Annotated in this window: 16 protein-coding genes and 1 pseudogene; 8 read left to right on the plus strand and 9 right to left on the minus strand. The window is 68.7% G+C overall.

The annotated features are described in order from the left end of the window. The first annotated feature begins 57 nt into the window (after positions 1–57). Positions 58–2,058, plus strand: coding sequence for an adenylate/guanylate cyclase domain-containing protein (locus AC3EO7_RS02495; RefSeq protein WP_435590347.1), 2,001 nt, complete (start codon positions 58–60; stop codon positions 2,056–2,058). A 36-nt stretch (positions 2,059–2,094) separates the two neighbouring features. Here AC3EO7_RS02495 and AC3EO7_RS02500 read toward each other — a convergent pair whose 3' ends face one another. Further along, positions 2,095–2,976, minus strand: a complete 882-nt coding sequence (locus AC3EO7_RS02500) for an NAD(P)-dependent oxidoreductase (protein WP_435590348.1) — start codon at positions 2,974–2,976, stop codon at positions 2,095–2,097. 49 nt (positions 2,977–3,025) lie between these two features. Here AC3EO7_RS02500 and AC3EO7_RS02505 point away from each other — a divergent pair, with 49 nt between their 5' ends. Next, positions 3,026–3,433 carry a MerR family transcriptional regulator gene (locus AC3EO7_RS02505; RefSeq protein ID WP_431964694.1) on the plus strand — a complete coding sequence of 136 codons (408 nt, stop codon included), beginning with the start codon at positions 3,026–3,028 and terminating at the stop codon, positions 3,431–3,433. Positions 3,434–3,590: 157 nt separating this feature from the next. On the opposite strand, the gene AC3EO7_RS02510 is transcribed toward AC3EO7_RS02505, so the two are convergent. Then, the gene (locus AC3EO7_RS02510; protein WP_435590349.1) at positions 3,591–5,645 is read right to left on the minus strand and encodes a thioredoxin domain-containing protein; all 2,055 of its coding nucleotides are present in this window, start codon (positions 5,643–5,645) and stop codon (positions 3,591–3,593) included. Positions 5,646–5,943: 298 nt separating this feature from the next. Then, complete coding sequence (locus AC3EO7_RS02515; protein ID WP_431964698.1) at positions 5,944–6,342, minus strand: DUF255 domain-containing protein; 399 nt, start codon at positions 6,340–6,342, stop codon at positions 5,944–5,946. On the opposite strand from AC3EO7_RS02515, the gene AC3EO7_RS02520 reads away from it, so the two are divergent. After that, positions 6,249–8,426 carry a HEAT repeat domain-containing protein gene (locus AC3EO7_RS02520; RefSeq protein WP_435590350.1) on the plus strand — a complete coding sequence of 726 codons (2,178 nt, stop codon included), beginning with the start codon at positions 6,249–6,251 and terminating at the stop codon, positions 8,424–8,426. The genes AC3EO7_RS02515 and AC3EO7_RS02520 overlap by 94 nt on opposite strands. Before the next feature lie 366 nt (positions 8,427–8,792). Here the strand turns inward: AC3EO7_RS02520 and AC3EO7_RS02525 are convergent, their stop codons facing one another. Next, on the minus strand, positions 8,793–9,215 hold the full coding sequence (locus AC3EO7_RS02525; RefSeq protein ID WP_431964702.1) for a hypothetical protein: 423 nt from the start codon (positions 9,213–9,215) through the stop codon (positions 8,793–8,795). A gap of 198 nt (positions 9,216–9,413) precedes the next feature. Continuing rightward, positions 9,414–9,509: pseudogene (locus tag AC3EO7_RS02530) on the minus strand (recombinase family protein); the annotation flags it as partial. A 205-nt stretch (positions 9,510–9,714) separates the two neighbouring features. Here AC3EO7_RS02530 and AC3EO7_RS02535 point away from each other — a divergent pair. Both AC3EO7_RS02535 and AC3EO7_RS02540 read left to right on the plus strand, forming a co-directional pair. After that, positions 9,715–10,404, plus strand: coding sequence for an esterase/lipase family protein (locus tag AC3EO7_RS02535; RefSeq protein ID WP_431964704.1), 690 nt, complete (start codon positions 9,715–9,717; stop codon positions 10,402–10,404). A 276-nt stretch (positions 10,405–10,680) separates the two neighbouring features. Continuing rightward, a complete protein-coding gene (locus AC3EO7_RS02540) occupies positions 10,681–11,244 on the plus strand; it encodes a GyrI-like domain-containing protein (protein WP_431964706.1) in 564 nt (187 codons plus the stop codon). 54 nt (positions 11,245–11,298) lie between these two features. Here AC3EO7_RS02540 and AC3EO7_RS02545 read toward each other — a convergent pair whose 3' ends face one another. The 3 genes from AC3EO7_RS02545 to mca form a co-directional block, all read right to left on the minus strand. Continuing rightward, positions 11,299–11,862 carry a TIGR03086 family metal-binding protein gene (locus tag AC3EO7_RS02545; RefSeq protein WP_431964708.1) on the minus strand — a complete coding sequence of 188 codons (564 nt, stop codon included), beginning with the start codon at positions 11,860–11,862 and terminating at the stop codon, positions 11,299–11,301. A 363-nt stretch (positions 11,863–12,225) separates the two neighbouring features. Beyond that, positions 12,226–12,501, minus strand: a complete 276-nt coding sequence (locus AC3EO7_RS02550; RefSeq protein WP_431965375.1) for a hypothetical protein — start codon at positions 12,499–12,501, stop codon at positions 12,226–12,228. Then, positions 12,501–13,367 (minus strand): mycothiol conjugate amidase Mca, encoded by an 867-nt coding sequence (gene mca / locus AC3EO7_RS02555; RefSeq protein WP_431965377.1) that lies wholly within the window; start codon positions 13,365–13,367, stop codon positions 12,501–12,503. The genes AC3EO7_RS02550 and mca overlap by 1 nt, the downstream gene beginning before the upstream one ends. Positions 13,368–13,485: 118 nt before the next feature. On the opposite strand from mca, the gene AC3EO7_RS02560 reads away from it, so the two are divergent. Next, on the plus strand, positions 13,486–13,950 hold the full coding sequence (locus tag AC3EO7_RS02560; RefSeq protein WP_435590351.1) for a DUF4307 domain-containing protein: 465 nt from the start codon (positions 13,486–13,488) through the stop codon (positions 13,948–13,950). A 392-nt stretch (positions 13,951–14,342) separates the two neighbouring features. Then, positions 14,343–14,840: a transcription elongation factor GreA gene (greA, locus tag AC3EO7_RS02565; protein WP_355001973.1), complete on the plus strand. Its 498-nt coding sequence runs from the start codon at positions 14,343–14,345 to the stop codon at positions 14,838–14,840. Positions 14,841–14,983: 143 nt separating this feature from the next. Here greA and AC3EO7_RS02570 read toward each other — a convergent pair whose 3' ends face one another. Continuing rightward, positions 14,984–16,129 carry a cystathionine gamma-synthase gene (locus tag AC3EO7_RS02570; RefSeq protein WP_431964713.1) on the minus strand — a complete coding sequence of 382 codons (1,146 nt, stop codon included), beginning with the start codon at positions 16,127–16,129 and terminating at the stop codon, positions 14,984–14,986. Positions 16,130–16,282: 153 nt separating this feature from the next. Here AC3EO7_RS02570 and AC3EO7_RS02575 point away from each other — a divergent pair, with 153 nt between their 5' ends. Then, positions 16,283–17,461: an acyl-CoA dehydrogenase family protein gene (locus AC3EO7_RS02575; protein ID WP_435590352.1), complete on the plus strand. Its 1,179-nt coding sequence runs from the start codon at positions 16,283–16,285 to the stop codon at positions 17,459–17,461. Positions 17,462–17,465 lie beyond the last annotated feature (4 nt).

A 17,465-nucleotide genomic window follows, 5' to 3' on the forward strand; every position in this document is an offset into this window, starting at 1 on the left:
CGTGTCACTTCTCGCCGCCTGTACCCGGTCGACGTTCTCGGCGGGTGGTCGCGCGTCGTGATCGCCAAGCTCGTCGTCTGGGCGCTGAAGGCCCGCTGGGGTCTGTCGGCGGTGGTCATCACCGCGAACCTCAGCGGTCTCGCCGTGATCGTCACCGGGCTGTGGCTGAGCGGGTTCTTCGGCAGGCTCGGTGCGGACTGGATGCGCACCATGGCCCTGGTCGCGATCTATCCGCTGATCGGACTCCTGGCCGGTGTCGGGTTGGCGATGCGCGACCGGGGCAAATACTTCGGCTGGCTAGACCAGACCCGCAAGCCGACGCCCGAGGAAGCGAGCAGACTGCTGCGGCTGCCGATCGCGATCACCGTCCGGGCGCTCGCCCTCTGGATACCGGGCGTGATCGTGGTGACGGCCACCTTCACCCACCTGACCGAGATCGACGCACCCGGCGTGACGGCGGCGCTGTTCACCCTCGGCGCGTTGCAGTCGGCGGCGGTGACCTTCCTGATCGTGGACCGGCTGATCCGGCCGACCATTCCGGTGGTGTCCGCCGTGCTGAGCGACACCATGCACTGGAGTTCCTCGGTGCTCATGCGGGTCGTCGTCACGTGGGCGGTCGCGGGGGCCATGCCGCTCGCCATGCTGATCGCGGTACTCGCCGACCCGGCCACGCCCGCGTCGGACCGCATACGCACCGCCATCTATCTGTCCGCGGTGGGCATCAGCGTCGGCGCGCTGGCCACCGCCATTTTGGCCCGCGCGGTGGCGAGCCCGATGCGGACGCTGCGGCTGGCGCTGGATCTGATCAGCAGGGGCGAGACGAACGTCCGGGTGCCGGTCGGCAGCAGCAGCGAGATCGGGCGGCTCGAGCACACGGTCAACGAGCTGGCCGCGAACCTGCGCGAACGCGAACGGATGCGCGCGGTGTTCGGCAGGCATGTCGGCGCGCAGGTGGCCGAGCGGGCGCTCACCGGAGGCATGGACCTGACCGGTGACGTGCGGGTCGTCTCCGCGCTCTTCGTGGACGTGACCGGATCGGTCGCGTTGTCCACCGGCCTGCCGCCGCAGGAGTTCGTCACCAAGCTGAACCGGCTGCTCTCCATCGTCGTCGCCGCGACCGAGGACAACGACGGACTGGTCAACAAATTCGAGGGCGACGCCGCGCTGTGCATCTTCGGCGCGCCGATCGCGCTGCGGGACAACGCGACTCCGGCGCTCCGCGCCGCCCGCCGGATCCGCGACGAGGTGACCGCGAGCGGCGAGCTGGACATCGGCATCGGCGTCGCGCACGGCCAGGTCTTCGCGGGGGACGTCGGCACCGACACCCGCCTGGAGTTCACCGTCATCGGCGACGCGGTCAACGAGGCCGCCCGCCTGACCACCGAGGCCAAGGAGGCGCCCCGCCGAATCCTGGTGAGCGGCGCGGTGATCGAGGCCGCGGCCCCGCACGAGCGCGAGCAGTGGACCCTGTACGACAACATCCTGCTGCGCGGCATGCAGGAACCGACAGCCTGCTGGACCGACACCGAGCAACCCGCGATCCAGGGCGATGATGCCCCGGAACCCGCGCTCGGCCGCGACGAAAGCCGCGTGCCCAACCGCATCACCCCGGAACCCACACCCGGGAGCGCCGACAGCCGCGCGTCCGACAACACCACGCTCGAACCCGCACTCGACGACGTCGAGGACCGCGTGCCGTCCGATGCCAAGCACCCCACGCCCCTGGGCGACGACGGCCCGGAACCCACACTCGGCCGCGACGAAAGCCGCGTGCCCAACCGCATCACCCCGGAACGCACACCCGGGAGCGCCGACAGCCGCGCGTCCGACAACACTACCCCGCAACCCACGCCCGAAAGCGCCGACGACCGCGCGCTCACCAATGCCACTCCGGAACCTGCACCCGGCGGCGCTGACAGCGGTGCGACTGGCGACTCCGCCCCGGAACCGGTCGCCAACACCGCACCCGAACCCGAACCCGCCGCCGATAACGCCGACGATCCGGCACCGATCAGCGCCGTTGCCGAAATACGAAGCGCCGCAACGGAAGCCGAGTAGCCGGGCGCGCGCGGCCGATCCCGGCGGCGGTATCGGTCAGGCGCTGCGAGGTTTGCCGAACTCTTCGATCAGCACCGGATACTGCTCACCGCCGTGCCCGGCGGCGATCGCGCGGTCGGCCATCGCCTTGATCAACTTCGGCAGTTCGGCGTTGACACCCACCGCCTCGCTCTCCTCTATCAAGTGCGCCATCGCCCGCGCGTCGGTCTCCAGCGCGGACACTTCGGCCGGGAAAGACCCGTTGTCGATCTGCTCGGCATACCCGGGCAGCCACTCGGCCACACCGGCGGCGATCTGCCGCGCGAACGGCGCGTAGGTCGCCGCGTCGACACCGGCCGTCCTGAGCAGCGCGGTGCCCTGGAGCCAAGCGTTCAAGACGCTCCACATCATGGCCAGGCCCGCCACGTCGTACAGGGACGCCAGCCCGTGATCCGCACCGAGATAGGCAACGGTGCCGAGCGCGTCGAGTGTCGGCTTGTGCGCGTCGAAGTCCGGCTGCGGCCCGCTGTGCAGAATCACCGCCTCGGCGGTGCCGATCGCGGGCGGGATGGCCATGATGGCGCCGTCCAGGTAGTTGGCGCCGCGCTCCCCGGCCCATCGGGCGGCTTCCCTGGCCTGGGCCGAGCTGCCCGAGGTCAGGTTGATCACTGTCGTTCCGTCCAGGTCGATTTCGCTGCCGCCGAGCAGTTCGTACACCGCCTGGTAGTCGGTGACGCAGAGGATCGTCAAGGAGCTCGCCGCGAGCGCGTCGGCGACCGTCGGCGCCAGCCGTGCGCCCTCGGCCACCAGCCGGTCGGCCTTCGAGGTCGTGCGGTTCCACACGGTTGTGGGATGCCCGGCTTTCAGGAACGCGCCCGCGAGCGCCTGCCCCATCAGTCCGAGTCCGATGACTGTCACGGGTGTTTCGGTGTTGTTCATGGCAGCATCGTCATCGTTGATACCGGTGTGAAGGTCAAGCGAGGATTCGATGCGAATCGGGGAACTGAGTCGTCGGACGGGCGTCAACGCTCACCAGTTGCGCTACTACGAGGCGCAGGGTCTGCTGGAGGCCGATCGCGGCGCGAACGGTTACCGCGAGTTCGACGAGAGCGCCGTGCTGCGGGTGAAGCAGATCCGGCACCTGCTCCGTGCGGGTCTGTCGTCCGAGGACATCGCGTATCTGCTGCCCTGCGCGGTCGGCGAGGCCCCCGAGCTGCCCGGGTGTCCCGAGCTGCTGGCCGCGATGCGTTCCCGGCTGAAGCGACTGAACGATCAGATGGACCGGCTCGCTCGATCCCGCGACGCGCTCACCGGCTACATCGACGCGGCCGAGCGCATGGGCGGCGACAACTATCCGCCCTTCGACGATGCCGCCGTGCAGCGCGTCCCCGCCTGAGCAGCTTGCGCGCCGGAACATTCACCACCGCACCGAACTTCACCTTCGAGCGCACCGCGGTCTGCCGAAGCCGGGCGCGTTCGCGCCGACGGCATCCGGCAGCCACCGTGCCGGGCGATGGTGAGCGGCACAGTGATTCGGAGTCGCCCGTACGAATTCAGCTGCGGGCCAGCGACTCCCGCAGATCCTCTGCCGTGGTGACCGGCAGGTCGCAGACCGACCCGCGGCAGACATAGGCCGCCGCTGCGCCCGCCACCAACGGCCGATCGACGAGCAGCGGTGCGGAATCCGGCGCTCCGGCCAGAACGACCGAGCCGCCAGGCGCGAGCTCGCGCGCCACGGCGAGCAATTCCGTTGCGGTGTCGGCATTCTCTGCCACCGCGGCGACGGCGATCTGGACCGGACCGCGCAGGGCGGCTTCCGCCACGGTGAGCCACTGGCCCGCCGAGCGCGGCGCGCGAGCGAGCACGACCGCGCCGCGCCGGAGCGTCGTTTCCGCGAGTTCCCGGTAGCGCGCCGCCCGCTCGACATCGCTGACCGCGGCGGCGGTGAGCAGCGCCTCGGCGAGTGCCGACGCACCGGCCGGGGTGGCGCCGTCGATCGGGTCGCGCGGACGGGCGACGAGGGTTTCGGCGTCGTCGGCGGTGTCGAACCAGCTGCCGGGCGCCTCGGCATCGGCGAAGCGTTCGACGGCGGTGTCCAGCAGCCGCTGCGCCTGATCGAGCCGCTCCGGATCGCCGGTGGCCTGATACAGCGCGAGCAGGCCGGTGACCAGCCAGCCGTAGTCCTCGAGCACGCCCGCCGAAGCGCCGACCGCACCGCCCAGCGAGGCCCGCCGCACCCGCCCGTCGACCACGTGCTCGGCGAGCAGGAACCGCGCGCAGCGATCAGCGGCCGCCACCCAATCCGGCCGTCCGAGTGCCGAACCCGCCTCGGCGAGCGCGGTGATCGCCATGCCGTTCCACGCGGTGACCACCTTGTCGTCGCGGGCGGGCTGCGGGCGACGGCCGCGTTCGGTGCGCAACGTCTCCCTGATCCGGTCGAACCGCTCCTGCTCGGCCGCGTCCCGCGGATCGCGGTAGCGGGTGAGCACCGAGGTGCCCTGTTCGAAGTTCCCCGCCGTCGTCACGCCGAAAACGTCTGCGGCCCAAGCACCGTCGATGGGACCGAGCGCGCCGACCAGTTCCGCGGGCGTCCACACGTAGGTCGCGCCCTCGACGCCGGGGCCGCCCGGTTCGAGATGTGTGTCGGCGTCGAGCGCGGAGGCGAACCCGCCGTGCTCGGTCCCGAGATCGTCGAGGATGAAGTGCGCGGTCTCGCAGGTGATACGCAGCGCGAGCGAGTCTTGCGCGTGCGGCGTGCGACGCGCCAGATGCGCGTAGCCGCGCAGCAATTGCGCGTTGTCGTACAGCATCTTCTCGAAATGCGGTATGAGCCAGCGATTGTCGACCGAGTAGCGGGCGAAACCGCCGCGCAGCTGGTCGTAGATGCCGCCGCGCGCCATCGCGTCGGCCGCGCGCTGCACGACATCGCGCACGGCCTGGTCGCCCGTGCGCTCCCAGCTGCGCAGCAGCCCCTCGAGCAGCGCGGACGGCGGAAACTTCGGCGCCCTCCCGAACCCGCCGTGCTCGGCGTCCTCGTCGCGCAGCACCGCCGCCACCGCGTGGTCGAGCAGCGCGGCGGAGAGGGTCAGATCGGCGTCGGGCAGACCGGCGGCCTGCGCCCGCAGGGCCTCGGCGATCTGCGCCGACGCCTTGTCGACATCCTCGCGCCGGTTGCGCCAGGTGTCACCGACGGCGGTGAGCACCTCGGCGAACGAGGGCATCCCGCCGCGCCGATGCTTCGGGTAGTAGGTGCCGCAGTAGAACGGCTCGCCGTCGGGGGTGAGGAAGCTGGTCATCGGCCAGCCGCCCTGACCGGTCATGGCGACGGTGGCGTTCATATAGACCGCGTCGAGGTCGGGCCGCTCCTCGCGGTCCACCTTCACGCAGACGAAGTGGTCGTTCATCAGCGCGGCGGTCGCCTCGTCCTCGAACGACTCGTGCGCCATCACGTGGCACCAGTGACAGGAGGCGTAGCCGATCGAGAGCAGGATCGGCACGTCGCGCCGCCGCGCTTCCGCGAGCGCCTCGGCATCCCATTGCCGCCAATCAACCGGGTTATCGGCGTGCTGACGCAAATAAGGGGACGTCGCGCTGGCCAACTGGTTCACGACTCCAGCCTGCCACACCGGCGGGCATACGAACCGGTCCACACACAGCCCCGCGCAACCGATGTTCCCCGTCCCTCTCGCCACCGTTTCTGGTGGAGCTCGCCATGCGGGTGGCGCTGTGGCTGCTCACCACCGGGCGCGGGGCGGCGAGCGAACCGTCCGGCCGCAGCCCCAGCTCCTGAAGGCGGGCCGGTGCGGAGCGTCTCCGCCCCGGGCTCGCTCGGGTGCCTGGAGGTCGGGCGACGGACCGCACCGCGCTGCCGGTGGCGCGACGGGCTTCCGGGCCGGACGATCCCCATCACGGACAACGACGGCCGACCGAACAGCGGCACATGCCGCACAAGTGGCAGCTCGCGTCGCCGATGGACAGCGGGATCGGCATGTCGCGGCACCCTGCCTCGGCCAAGGCATCGGCATCCCACGACCTCCAGTCCACCAGGTTGTCCACGTGCTGACGCAGAATCGCGCGGTCACGCTGGCCGATCGGTTCACCATGCCACCCGGTACGGAGTCGGCCCTGTGATCGAAAGTTGTTGTCACCGTGCGGCTCTACAGTGACGGCAAACATCTCGGGTCCGGGAAGTACACGCATGGAGGTGCTGGGTGTCCGCCGAATTGGATGATGTCGACTGGGAGTCGGTGGATGTTCGTTACGGATCGGATACCGGCATTCCCGAGTTGTTGCGCGAGGTCGCATCGGGAGATGACTTCGAGCGCACGGAGGCGCTGCGGGAGCTCGAGGATCAGCTGCATCCGGACGGCAAGGTCTACGACGACGACTACGGCTATCAGTACGACTACGACCACGACTTCGAACGGTCGCCCGTCGATGAATCCCGCGCTGCGCGATTGGCGGCGTTGTGTACGCCGTTTCTGCTCGAATTGGCAGCACGGCCCTTTGGACCCGACCGGCTCAGGATGCTACGGCTCATCGCCGCGCTCGCGCTCGTGGGCGAGGACGAGGACGAGGACGAGGAACAGCCGTTCCGACTCTGGTCCGATACCGAACTGTCAGCCAGTGTCGCGTTGCGGAACCGGCAGGAAGTCCGCCGGGCCATCGGCCGCGCACTGCGGGAGTTGCTCGATCTCCTCGACGATACCGACGCGGACATCCGCGTGGCCGTCGTTCGGGTACTCACTGTCTGCGAAGAGCAGTGGGCAACGGTGGTCCCGGCACTACAGGCGCGACTCGGCTTCGAACCCGATTCGAAGATCAGAGTCGCGATGATCGGGGTCATCGGCGCGATCGCGCTGTACCGGCCGGAACAGGCGGCTCGTCTGGGAATTCCGCAATGGTTCGCCGAATTGCTCTGCGCAAGCGAAGATCCGATAGATCACCTGACGGCGTTGGACCACCTTCTGGCCGCGGACCCGCAGGCACTCCCCGGCCGCGTGGTACCGATCGTGATGGGTGCCGCACATCGGATTCTGGAGCCTTCAGGAGATCATGCCGAGACCCTTCACACGCGAAGGGATGTGTGGCCGATCAGAACTGTCTACACACGGATGGCCTCGCGGCCCGAGGAACAATTCGACCTCGTCCGGGGCCTGATCGGCAGCGAACTGCCGACCGCCCGGGGTTTCGCATGCGAGCTGGCCGAGGACCTGATCCGCACCTGGCGCACGGATCACGTGGAGTTGCTCGAAGCCATCACCGACCAGTTGGCGGACTCGGGAACCTGGTTCGCCGCCGCACAGGTGCTCGCTCGTCTCGGAACGGCAGCCGCACCCGTGATCGACCGCATTCTCGAACAACTCGAGCGCTATGAGCGGGTCACCGAATGGCACGGGCAGGCGACGAGATTCCCACAGCCGCTGGAACTTCCGTGGCTGTCACTGCATACCGAGCTCCCCATGCTGAACCAGCCCGGTCCGCTGCTGCGTGCCGCCGCCAACACCGGCGACGCACGCGCGGTGCCCGCGGTGCGCTGGGCATTGGAACTCGACGAGACACCGGATCGGCTCGAGGAAATCCTGGCGCCTCTCGGCACGCATGCGATCGAGCTGGTGCCGCTCATCCGAGACCGTATGGTCCATACGCATACTCATCCAGCGGACCCCTACCTGGACATGCGGGCTTACCGGTTGGCGCGCGCACTCGGGGCGATCGGCGAACCGGCCGCGGCGGCCGCCCCGGACATCGCGGGCATGCTGTCGGACAGGAAAGCGGAGTTGGTCGAGGTGCTGGGCCAACTCGGCGTGGGCGCGCGGTCGACCGTCGAGACGGTACGCCGGTTCCTGGATCACGACCGCCCCAGAGTTCGTTTGGACGCCGCGGTCGCGCTGTGGCGGTTCACCGGCGATCCCGAACCGGCGCTGGCGCAATTGCACGCGGTGCTGGCGGATGACGATGACGCCGTGCGCGCGGTGAAGCTTCGCGCTCATGCCATCGAGGTCGCCGGGACCTTGGGGTTCGCGGCAGGCGACTGTGCCCCGGCGTTGCGTCGGCTCATCGACCTCGACACGGACCGGTGGACGACGACCGCCGCCGCCATCGCGTTGTGGCGGGTCACCGCAGACCCCGAACCAACGCTGACTCTGCTGCTCGATCTGAGCGCCGGAGAGCCCGCCGATCCCGACACTTCCGGCACCGAGCCACGGCCGCATTGGCTGACGGTCGCGGCGGAGTGCTTCGCCGAGATCGGACCCGCCGCGCGGGCCGCCGCACCCCTGCTGGCCGCCGAACTGGCTCGACCTCGCCGCCGTCCGGGCAGCGTGCCCGCCGACATCGAGCTCTGCCACGCCTGTCGACGCGCACTCGACGCGATCTTCGCCGCCTGAGGCGCTCGGCCACCGCCGGGACCTCCTCCGGTCGAAACCGATCGAGACCGAATCAGCGCGCGCACGACGATGGGCGGTCGGTGTCCCCGCAAGTCGTCAGGTCCTGACTGAGGTCTGGGGATCGCTGGTTCTCGCTCAGGTTCGTGGGGCGGTGCTGTCGATGACGATGCGGTGGATGGTGGAGCGGGCCGTCCCCGGCACTGTAGTGTTCGCCGCTGAGGGACCGGCGCGTCGAGCGGCCGGGATGGAGGAGATCCCAGTGGACTTGGGCAAGTACCACGACGCGACGAACGGTGGCCGCGAAAGTTCTCGACTGGATCGGCCCAGAATGAAGTTCGATCACGAACGGCGAGCCGCCATACTGCGTCAGCGACCGAAGGTGAAATTCTCTGTGGGGATGAACAATGCGGGGGCGGAATCGAAATGCACACGCACGCCTTCAGGTTGCCAGTCGACGACGCTGATGACGAGTCGATGGTCGCTCGGGACGTCCACGAAGTGGCCGTATCCCATGTTCGGGTAACGACCGGCGTAGATCTCGTACGGCAGCCGCCGGTGGAACAGCGCACTGCGAACCTCGATCAGGCCGATGTAGTGGGTCGACCCGTCGGCGTAACGGACATCGGCAGGCTGCTCGAAGCGCTGCAGCTGCTCGGTATCGTGCATCAGGGTATCGGCGAAAACCAGAGCACCAGCCACTGCCAGCACCAGGCAGACCGCTAACGCGACAAACCGGCGACGCGAAGACGGCCCGACATCAGGTTGTTTCTCCGGTACCGGGCCGTTCACGGGGCAAATGTATCAGAAGTTGATCATATGGCTGGACGGACCGGTGTCGCCCCAATTGTGCTGTAGGAGCGTTCTTTTCCGAGATCGGGCAGGTACTTGGACACGATGCTGCGGGAGACCAGCCGAGCCGGGCGCCCGAGGAGACGGTCTCCTCCGGTCGAGTCAGGATGGCGCGGGCTTGGCGGATCTGTTCGGCGGTCATGGCCGGCGCTTGCGGAGTCCGGCCACGATCGAGATCAGGTCCTGCGGCGAGCGGCCGAGGCGGTCCAGCGACGGCACGACGAGGGTATCCCCGGGGCCGAGCGCGACACTTGCCCCCTGCTGTCAGCACGGCGGCACGGCGCAGCTTCGCCCGCGATCTCCGCACGGAATGCCGCGAGAGATCCCCCTGATCCGGCGGCAAGTTGAAATAGTCAAGTTTCACAGTGCGCGAGATTAAACTTGCGACGCTAGTTTTCTGTCTGCCCGCAATGAAGCGAGCAGATCGGAGTCAACACACATGCACATCACATCGACCATGCGCCGCCTCGGGATGGCCGCGATCACCCTGGTCGCGACGGCCACCGCTGCACTCGGCATAGCCACGCCACAGGCCACCGCGGCGCCGGCACGGGATCCGATCCTTTTCGTCCACGGATGGCAGGGAGGGGCGTGGAACTGGGATTACATGTGGGGCCGATTCCTGGGCGCCGGGTACTCCCCGGGGGAGATGGCACGATTCAGCTACGACAGCTCACAGTCGAACAAGGACATCGCACTGGAGGTGAAAGCGCAGGTCGATGCGCTACGCGCGAAAACCGGTGCGGCCAAGGTCGACATCATCACCCACTCGATGGGCGGTCTCAACAGTCGCTGGTACCTGAAGAACCTCGACGGCCTGGGTTTCGTCGACGACTGGGTCTCCATCGGCGGCCCCAACCACGGCACCGAGGTCGCCAACGGATGCGCCGACGCCTCCTGTGTGGAGATGCGGCCCGGCTCAGCCTTCCTGGCCGAACTCAACAGCGGCGACGAAACCCCCGGCCAGGTGAACTACGGCACCTGGTGGTCACCGTGCGACGAGATCATCAACCCCGATCAGAGCACCATTCTCAGCGGTGCCACCAACACCCAGACGCTGTGCCCCGGACATCTCACGCTGCTGTCCTCGTCGACGGTTTTCGAGGGCGTGCGCGACTTCGTGAAGTAGTCGGCTGAATCCTGCCGACGGAGTGGTGGACCAGATCGTCGCCATGCTCCGGAGCTGATGAACAGCATGTTCCCGGGCATGCCGATGACGAGGTCATCACGCACCGCTGAAAGCCCGATGCCGTCGACTGCACTGCCTTCGGCGGCATCGGCCTGCTCTGACATTCGACGTAGTCGCCGGTAAGGCCCGACCATCGGCGGCCGGAAACCCGTTTCGCTTGACTCTCCCGCCACTGGAGACCGGAGGCTCGATCCGAGTCCGACAGGAGGAGACATCGTGAAACTCGATCTGGCCAAGAGCGACAAGCAGTACTACACCGCACCGGCCGACCCGGTCTTACGCGCGTTCGACGGCTACGACTACGCCATGATCACCGGCTCCGGCGCGCCCACCGGCCCGGCGTACACCGACGCCGTCAAGCTGCTCTATCAGGCCGCCTACCGCGCCAAGAAAGCCGCGAAGGCGGACGGGCGGGATTTCGTGGTGCCGAAGCTCGAGGGTCTGTGGTGGGTCGAGTCGGACGAACCGCCGCTCTCGGTACCGCGCGAGCAGTGGCACTGGACCATGATGATCCGCATGCCGGACGTGGTCACCGCGGGGATGATCGGCGAGGGGCCCGTGCGGTTCGAGCGCCTGGTCGAGGGCGAGTCGGTGCAGGCGCTGCACGCCGGGCCGTACGCGACGGAGCCAGAGACGCTGGCGCGGATGGAGGCGTTCATGGCGGCCGAAGGACTCACCGCCCACGGACGCCACCACGAGATCTATCTGACCGATCCGAGCAAGAGCCCGGACAGCAAGACCAGGACGATTCTTCGCCAGCCGGTTCGGCGGCCGAGCTGATCGACCGCGCCGCCGTTATCGTCCGGCCCGCGGCCTATCGACCGCGCGCCGGATTCACCACTTACGGCCGGTGTAGGCCAGCAGTTTGCGGTGCGGCGGGGCGTCGTCCGGAATCGGCACCTCGGCCTCGTAGATCCCCGGTGTGCGGAAGATATCGATGCCGCCCATGCTCCGCATGGTCGCGAGCAGCTCGGCACACAGCGCGTCGTCGGCCAGGTCGGGCCGGTCGAGCGCCAGGGCGATGTCGACGCCGTGCACCACCACCTCGGTGAGGTGGATCATCGCGGCGGCCGGGCCTGGCATGGGGCCGAGGCCGATCTGCACCGTCGCCGTCGGCACGTCGGGTCTGCGCCAGGCGGCGCGATCCACTTCGGCCGCGGCCGCGTAGGCGCCCTGCGGGTCCCCGCCCAGCCAGTCGTCGCCGCGCGCGCCGCGCGGATCGTTCCCACTCAGCGCGGCCGCGAAGGTGTGCATGCCACCCACCGTGTGGTTCAGCACGGCCCGCACATCCCAGTCGCTGCACGGCGTCGGCGCGGCGAGCAGGTCGTCGTCGACTGCGGCGACGATTGCGCCGGTCATGTCGAGAGCGCGGTCGATCTGGCCGATGAGAGTGTCCATGGGCATCCTTCGGTCGAGCGGAGTTGGAGCATTGATAGCACGACCGGGTGGCAGGCGTCGGCCGACGCACGAAGCGATGCGTCCAGCCCGAACGGCGGCGAAAACGATTGCGCCCCGCCGAATGTCGCGAATCAGCAACCGCGCCGTAGCTCGCCTACCTCAGCAAAAGCGTTGTGCGACAACAGAACTGAATATCGACGTAGCGATTGCCGGAACCGCGGTTCGGAAACCTGTTCTCGCGCGATCTGTGACGAACTCGGCACCCGATCGGGCGTCAGCCCACTCGACAACGCATTTTCCCGAGCCCGGAAATCCCGGCTCGGCGGGCGAATTCGCGCTACCGCGCCGACGATCGCGCTGGGCTCAGCTGGTTTGCGGTCGCCCCTCGGCGCCGGCGTCGTCGGGTCCGTCGGGACGGTGCACGGCGCCGTGATCGGTCCCCTCGTCGGCTTCCTGATCCGGTTCCGGATGCTCCGGCTCGAAGGTCGGCGGCAGGTTCTTCAGGTGCCGGTTCATCGAGCGGACCAGCAGGAAGGTGCCTGCGAGCAGCAGCAGGATGACGGCCAGGCCCAGCGGCGAGGCCTTGCCGAATTCGGGGCCGGTCGGCGTCCCCGGGGTTTGCGCGAGCAGTACCAACATCACCGGGTCGCGTCCTCGATGCCCGCGAACAGGTCGGTCTCCGGGATGGCGGTGCGGACCCGGGTCTTGGCCAGCTCGAACTCCTCGGTCGGCCACAGCCGCTGCTGCATCTCCAGCGGGATCGCGAAGAAGGCGCCGTTCGGGTCGATCTGGGTGGCGTGCGCGCGCAGCGCGTCGTCACGCTGCGGGAAGTACTTGCCGCATTCGATCTGCGTGGTCACCCTGGACATCACGTCGCCGCGCTCCACCGCGTAGGCGCGGATGCGATCCAGCCACTCCTGCAGCGGGAAGGGCTCGCCGATCCGCTCGTACTCGGCGGCGAACAGCTCCAGCCGCTTCATGCTGAAGCCGTGGTCGTAGTAGAGCTTGAGCGGGGTCCACGGCTCGCCCGCGTCGGGGAAGCGCTCCGGATCGCCCGCCGCCTCGAACGCGGCCACCGACACCTGGTGGCAGCGGATGTGGTCGGGGTGCGGATAGCCGCCGGTCTCGTCGTAGGTGGTGATCACGTGCGGCCGGAACTCGCGAACCACGCGCACCAGCGCCTCGGTCGCCTCCTCCAGCGGCACCAGCGCGAAGCAGCCCTCCGGCAGCGGGGGCAGCGGGTCGCCCTCGGGCAGGCCGGAGTCGACGAAACCCAGCCAGGTCTGCCGCACGCCGAGCGCACGCGCCGCGGCCGCCATCTCCTCGCGCCGGATCTCATCGATGCGCTCCAGCACCCCGGGTGTGTCCATCGCGGGGTTGAGGATGCTGCCGCGTTCGCCGCCGGTCAACGTCACGACGAGGACCTCATGGCCCTCGTCGGCGTATCGGGCGGTCGACGCGGCACCCTTGCTGGATTCGTCGTCTGGGTGGGCGTGCACCGCCATGAGGCGAAGGCCACTCACGTCTCGTTCACCATCGCTCTCGGTCGCGGGTGTCGGGTCTTCGTTCCCTATAGTTCCATTCGACCGACTTTTGTTCCGACGTACCCCCCGGGAGCGAGCAGTGACGAGCGATCCCACGCCCGAGCGCAGCGGCGACTCGGCCGCCGAGCAGGCGCGGCGACACGCCGACCGCTACGGGACGAAACCGCGGACGCCACGGCGCAAGCTGGCCGTCGCGCTCGGCGTAGTGGTGGTGGCCGCCGGATTGGGCGTCGCTTACCTCGGGTTCCAGAAGTTCGGTCCGGAGGACATCGACGCCGAGCAGCTCGGCTACACGATCGTCGACGAGTCCACCATGACCATCCGGTTGAAGGTCACCCGCGACGAGCCCGGTGAGCCGGTGGTCTGCTTCGTGCGCGCGATGGACCGCGACGGGGCCGAGGTAGGCCGCCGCGAGGTGCTGATCGGCCCGTCGACGAGCGGAACGATCGAACTCACCACCACGGTCCGCTCGTCCGCCCGACCCGCCGCGGGCAACGTCTACGGGTGCAGCGACAAGGTTCCCGAATACCTCCGGGCGGGGTGATTCAGCACCGCCGCACGGGGTAGTTCAGTATCGCCGGACGGGGTGACTCAACGCCTACGGGCGGGGCGATCGCCCGCTCAGATCGGCGCCTCGCGGGGTGAATCGACGGCCCGACGCCGACAAAATCAACTCCGACCTGCATGTTTGTGATTCATGCTAAAATGGCGTGATACACGGTTCCGCACCCCGGAGCCGTGTTTGCTGCATTGGCGGCCAGCGCTGCGCGTTCCGGGTTTTCGGGTTTGCCCGGAACCGGGCCTGTCGGGGTTCGTAGAACCACCCCCCAGGATCGCTCTAGCCGTCGGCTGGTGCATGCCCTCCGCCAGGTGGGTAATGCGGCAGTGCTCAGGGAATCCCGGCCCGCCGGGAACAACTACTAGGGAGTGATCGAGATGACTGAGACGAACGTGACCTGGCTGACCCAGGAGTCGCACGACAGGCTCAAGGGCGAACTCGACGCGCTCATCGCCAACCGTCCGGTCATCGCCGCGGAGATCAACGAACGTCGGGAAGAGGGCGACCTCAAGGAGAACGGCGGATACCACGCCGCGCGTGAGGAGCAGGGCCAGCAGGAGGCTCGCATCCGCCAGCTCCAGGAGTTGCTGAACACCGCCAAGGTCGGCGTCGCGCCGACCAAGTCCGGCGTCGCGCTGCCGGGCTCGGTCGTGAAGGTCTACTACGACGGCGACGAGTCCGACACCGAGACCTTCCTCATCGCCACCCGCGAAGAGGGTCTGCGCGGCAACTCCAACCTGGAGACGTACTCGCCGAACTCCCCGCTCGGCGGCGCGCTCATCGACGCGAAGGTCGGCGAGACCCGCGAATACACGCTGCCGAACGGCAACACCATGAAGGTGACGCTGGTCAGCGCCGAGCCGTACCACAGCTGATCCCGCCGCGCGCCCCTCGTCTGCGCGCGGGCGCCGATCCGGTCGCCGACCGGATCCGGGCCGAGAAAACCCGACCGATACGCGAGCGGCCGCACTCGATCCCGAGTGCGGCCGCTTCGTCGTATCCATTCCTGTCTCTGTCCTTATTTCGCGAGCGCCTGCTCGACGTCGGCCAGCAGGTCGCTGATGTCCTCGATGCCCACCGAGAGCCGCACCAGATCGGCGGGCACCTCCAGCAGCGACCCCTCGGTGGACGCGTGTGTCATGGCGCCGGGGTGCTCGATCAGCGATTCGACGCCGCCCAGCGATTCGGCGAGGGTGAAGATCTCGGTCCGCGCGCAGAAGTCGTGCGCGGCTTCCTTGCCGCCGTGCAGGCGCACCGAGATCATGCCGCCGAACCGGCGCATCTGCTTGTCGGCCACCACATGTCCGGGGTGCTCGGGCAGGCCGGGGTAGATGACCTGGGAGATGGCCGGATGCTTGCTGAGGAAGTCGGCGAGGGTCTCCGCGTTGTCGCAGTGGCGCTCCATGCGCACCGCCAGCGTCTTGGTGCCGCGCATGGTGAGGAACGCGTCGAACGGGCCCGGCACCGCGCCCGCGCCGTTCTGTAGGAAGGCGAACGCCGCGTCCAGCTCCGCGTCGTCGGTGATCAGCGCGCCACCCACCACGTCGGAGTGTCCGCCCAGGTACTTGGTGGTCGAGTGCACCACGATGTCGGCGCCGAGCAGCAGCGGCTGCTGCAGGTACGGGGTGGCGAAGGTGTTGTCCACCACCAACTTCGCGCCCGCGGCGTGCGCGATGTCGGCGAGCGCGGGGATGTCGCCGATGCTGAGCAGCGGGTTGGTCGGGGTCTCGACCCAGATCAGCTTGGTGTTCGGGCGGATCGCGGCGCGCATCTCGTCGGTGTTGAACACGTGCGCGGGCGAATGCTCGATGCCCCACTGGCTGAACACCTTGTCGATCAGCCGGAAGGTGCCGCCGTAGGCGTCGTCCGGGATGACGATGTGATCGCCGGGGCGCAGCGTGGCGCGCAGCGCGCAGTCGGTGGCGGCCATACCGGAAGCGAAAGCCCGTCCGTAGCGGCCGGATTCGAGCGCGGCCAGATTCGCTTCGAGGGCGGTCCGCGTCGGGTTGCCGGTGCGCCCGTACTCGTAGCCGCCGCGCAGACCACCGACGCCGTCCTGGGCGAAGGTCGAGCTCGCGTAGATGGGCACGTTGACCGCGCCGGTCTGGGGGTCGGGATCGAATCCGGCATGCACGGCGCGTGTGGAGAATCCCAGCTCACTCATGGGGACACTGTAGAGGGAGCCATTTTCGGGCTATCCGGCCGGGGCGCGTCGTGACGCCCGTCTCAGCCCCGGTCCCGGCCGATCCGCGGGCGTGCGGCCGTGGCCGCTTCCATCCGGCGGACTTCCTTCGGCGGCGCAACTTACGCTGAATGCATGGTGACTGTCGAGGAACTGTTCGCGATCGATGCGCTGCTCTCCAGGGAGGAGCGGGAGATCAGGGATACCGTCGCGGCCTTCGGCGCGCAGCGGCTGCGCCCGCACATCGCGGACTGGTTCGAGGCGGGCACGTTCCCGGCCCGTGAGATCGCGCCGGAGCTGGGCAAGCTGGGTCTGCTCGGCATGCACTTGGAGGGTTACGGCTGCGCGGGGATGTCCGCGACGGCTTACGGCCTGGCCTGCCAGGAGCTGGAGGCGGTCGATTCGGGCGTGCGCAGCATGGTGTCGGTGCAGGGCTCGCTGGCGATGACCGCGATCCACAAGTTCGGCTCCGAGGAGCAGAAGCAGCGCTGGCTGCCGGAGATGGCCGCGGGCGCCGCGCTGGGGTGTTTCGGACTGACCGAGCCCGACTTCGGCTCCAATCCCGGCGGAATGCGCACCAGGGCCAAGCGCGACGGCGACGACTGGGTGCTCAACGGGTCGAAGATGTGGATCACCAACGGCTCGGTGGCCGATGTCGCGGTGGTGTGGGCCTACGCCGAGGACGGCGACGCCAAGCCCGTGGTGCGCGGTTTCCTGGTGCCCGCGGGGACGCCGGGCTTCACCGCGCGGGAAATGCACCGCAAGCTCTCGCTGCGGGCATCGATCACGGCCGAACTCGATTTCGACGACGTCCGGTTGCCCGCCGACGCGGTGCTGCCGGAATCGCGCGGGCTGAGCTCCCCGCTGGCCTGCCTGAGCGAGGCGCGCTTCGGCATCATCTTCGGCGCGCTCGGCGCTGCCCGCGATTGCCTGAGCGCCACCATCGAATACGCCAGGACCCGCGAGGTGTTCGACAAGCCACTGGCCGCCTATCAGCTCACCCAGGGCAAGCTCGCCGACATGGCACTGGAGCTCGGCAAGGGACAGCTGCTCGCGGTGCACCTCGGCCGGCTGAAGGATCGCGGCGAGATCAGCGCCGAACAGATCAGCGCGGGCAAGCTGAACAGCACCAGGGAGGCCATCGCCATCGCCCGCGAGTGCCGCACCATCCTCGGCGCCAACGGCATCACCCTCGACTACCCGGTGTTGCGGCACGCCAACAATCTGGAATCGGTGCTCACCTACGAGGGCACCGCGGAGGTGCACCAGCTCGTGCTCGGCAAGGCCCTCACCGACGCGAACGCGTTCCGCTGAGGTA

The sequence above is a fragment of the Nocardia sp. bgisy118 genome (assembly GCF_057708605.1).

Excerpts from the sequence above, each read along its gene's own strand:
- greA (WP_355001973.1), top strand. The coding sequence starts at position 14,343 with ATGACTGAGACGAACGTGACCTGGCTGACCCAGGAGTCGCACGACAGG.
- AC3EO7_RS02575 (WP_435590352.1), top strand. The coding sequence starts at position 16,283 with ATGGTGACTGTCGAGGAACTGTTCGCGATCGATGCGCTGCTCTCCAGG.
- AC3EO7_RS02535 (WP_431964704.1), top strand. The coding sequence starts at position 9,715 with ATGCACATCACATCGACCATGCGCCGCCTCGGGATGGCCGCGATCACC.
- AC3EO7_RS02505 (WP_431964694.1), top strand. The coding sequence starts at position 3,026 with ATGCGAATCGGGGAACTGAGTCGTCGGACGGGCGTCAACGCTCACCAG.
- mca (WP_431965377.1), bottom strand. The coding sequence starts at position 13,367 with ATGGCGGTGCACGCCCACCCAGACGACGAATCCAGCAAGGGTGCCGCG.
- AC3EO7_RS02570 (WP_431964713.1), bottom strand. The coding sequence starts at position 16,129 with ATGAGTGAGCTGGGATTCTCCACACGCGCCGTGCATGCCGGATTCGAT.
- AC3EO7_RS02545 (WP_431964708.1), bottom strand. The coding sequence starts at position 11,862 with ATGGACACTCTCATCGGCCAGATCGACCGCGCTCTCGACATGACCGGC.
- AC3EO7_RS02500 (WP_435590348.1), bottom strand. The coding sequence starts at position 2,976 with ATGAACAACACCGAAACACCCGTGACAGTCATCGGACTCGGACTGATG.
- AC3EO7_RS02515 (WP_431964698.1), bottom strand. The coding sequence starts at position 6,342 with ATGCGACCTCGCGCAACAACTCGGGAATGCCGGTATCCGATCCGTAAC.
- AC3EO7_RS02550 (WP_431965375.1), bottom strand. The coding sequence starts at position 12,501 with ATGTTGGTACTGCTCGCGCAAACCCCGGGGACGCCGACCGGCCCCGAA.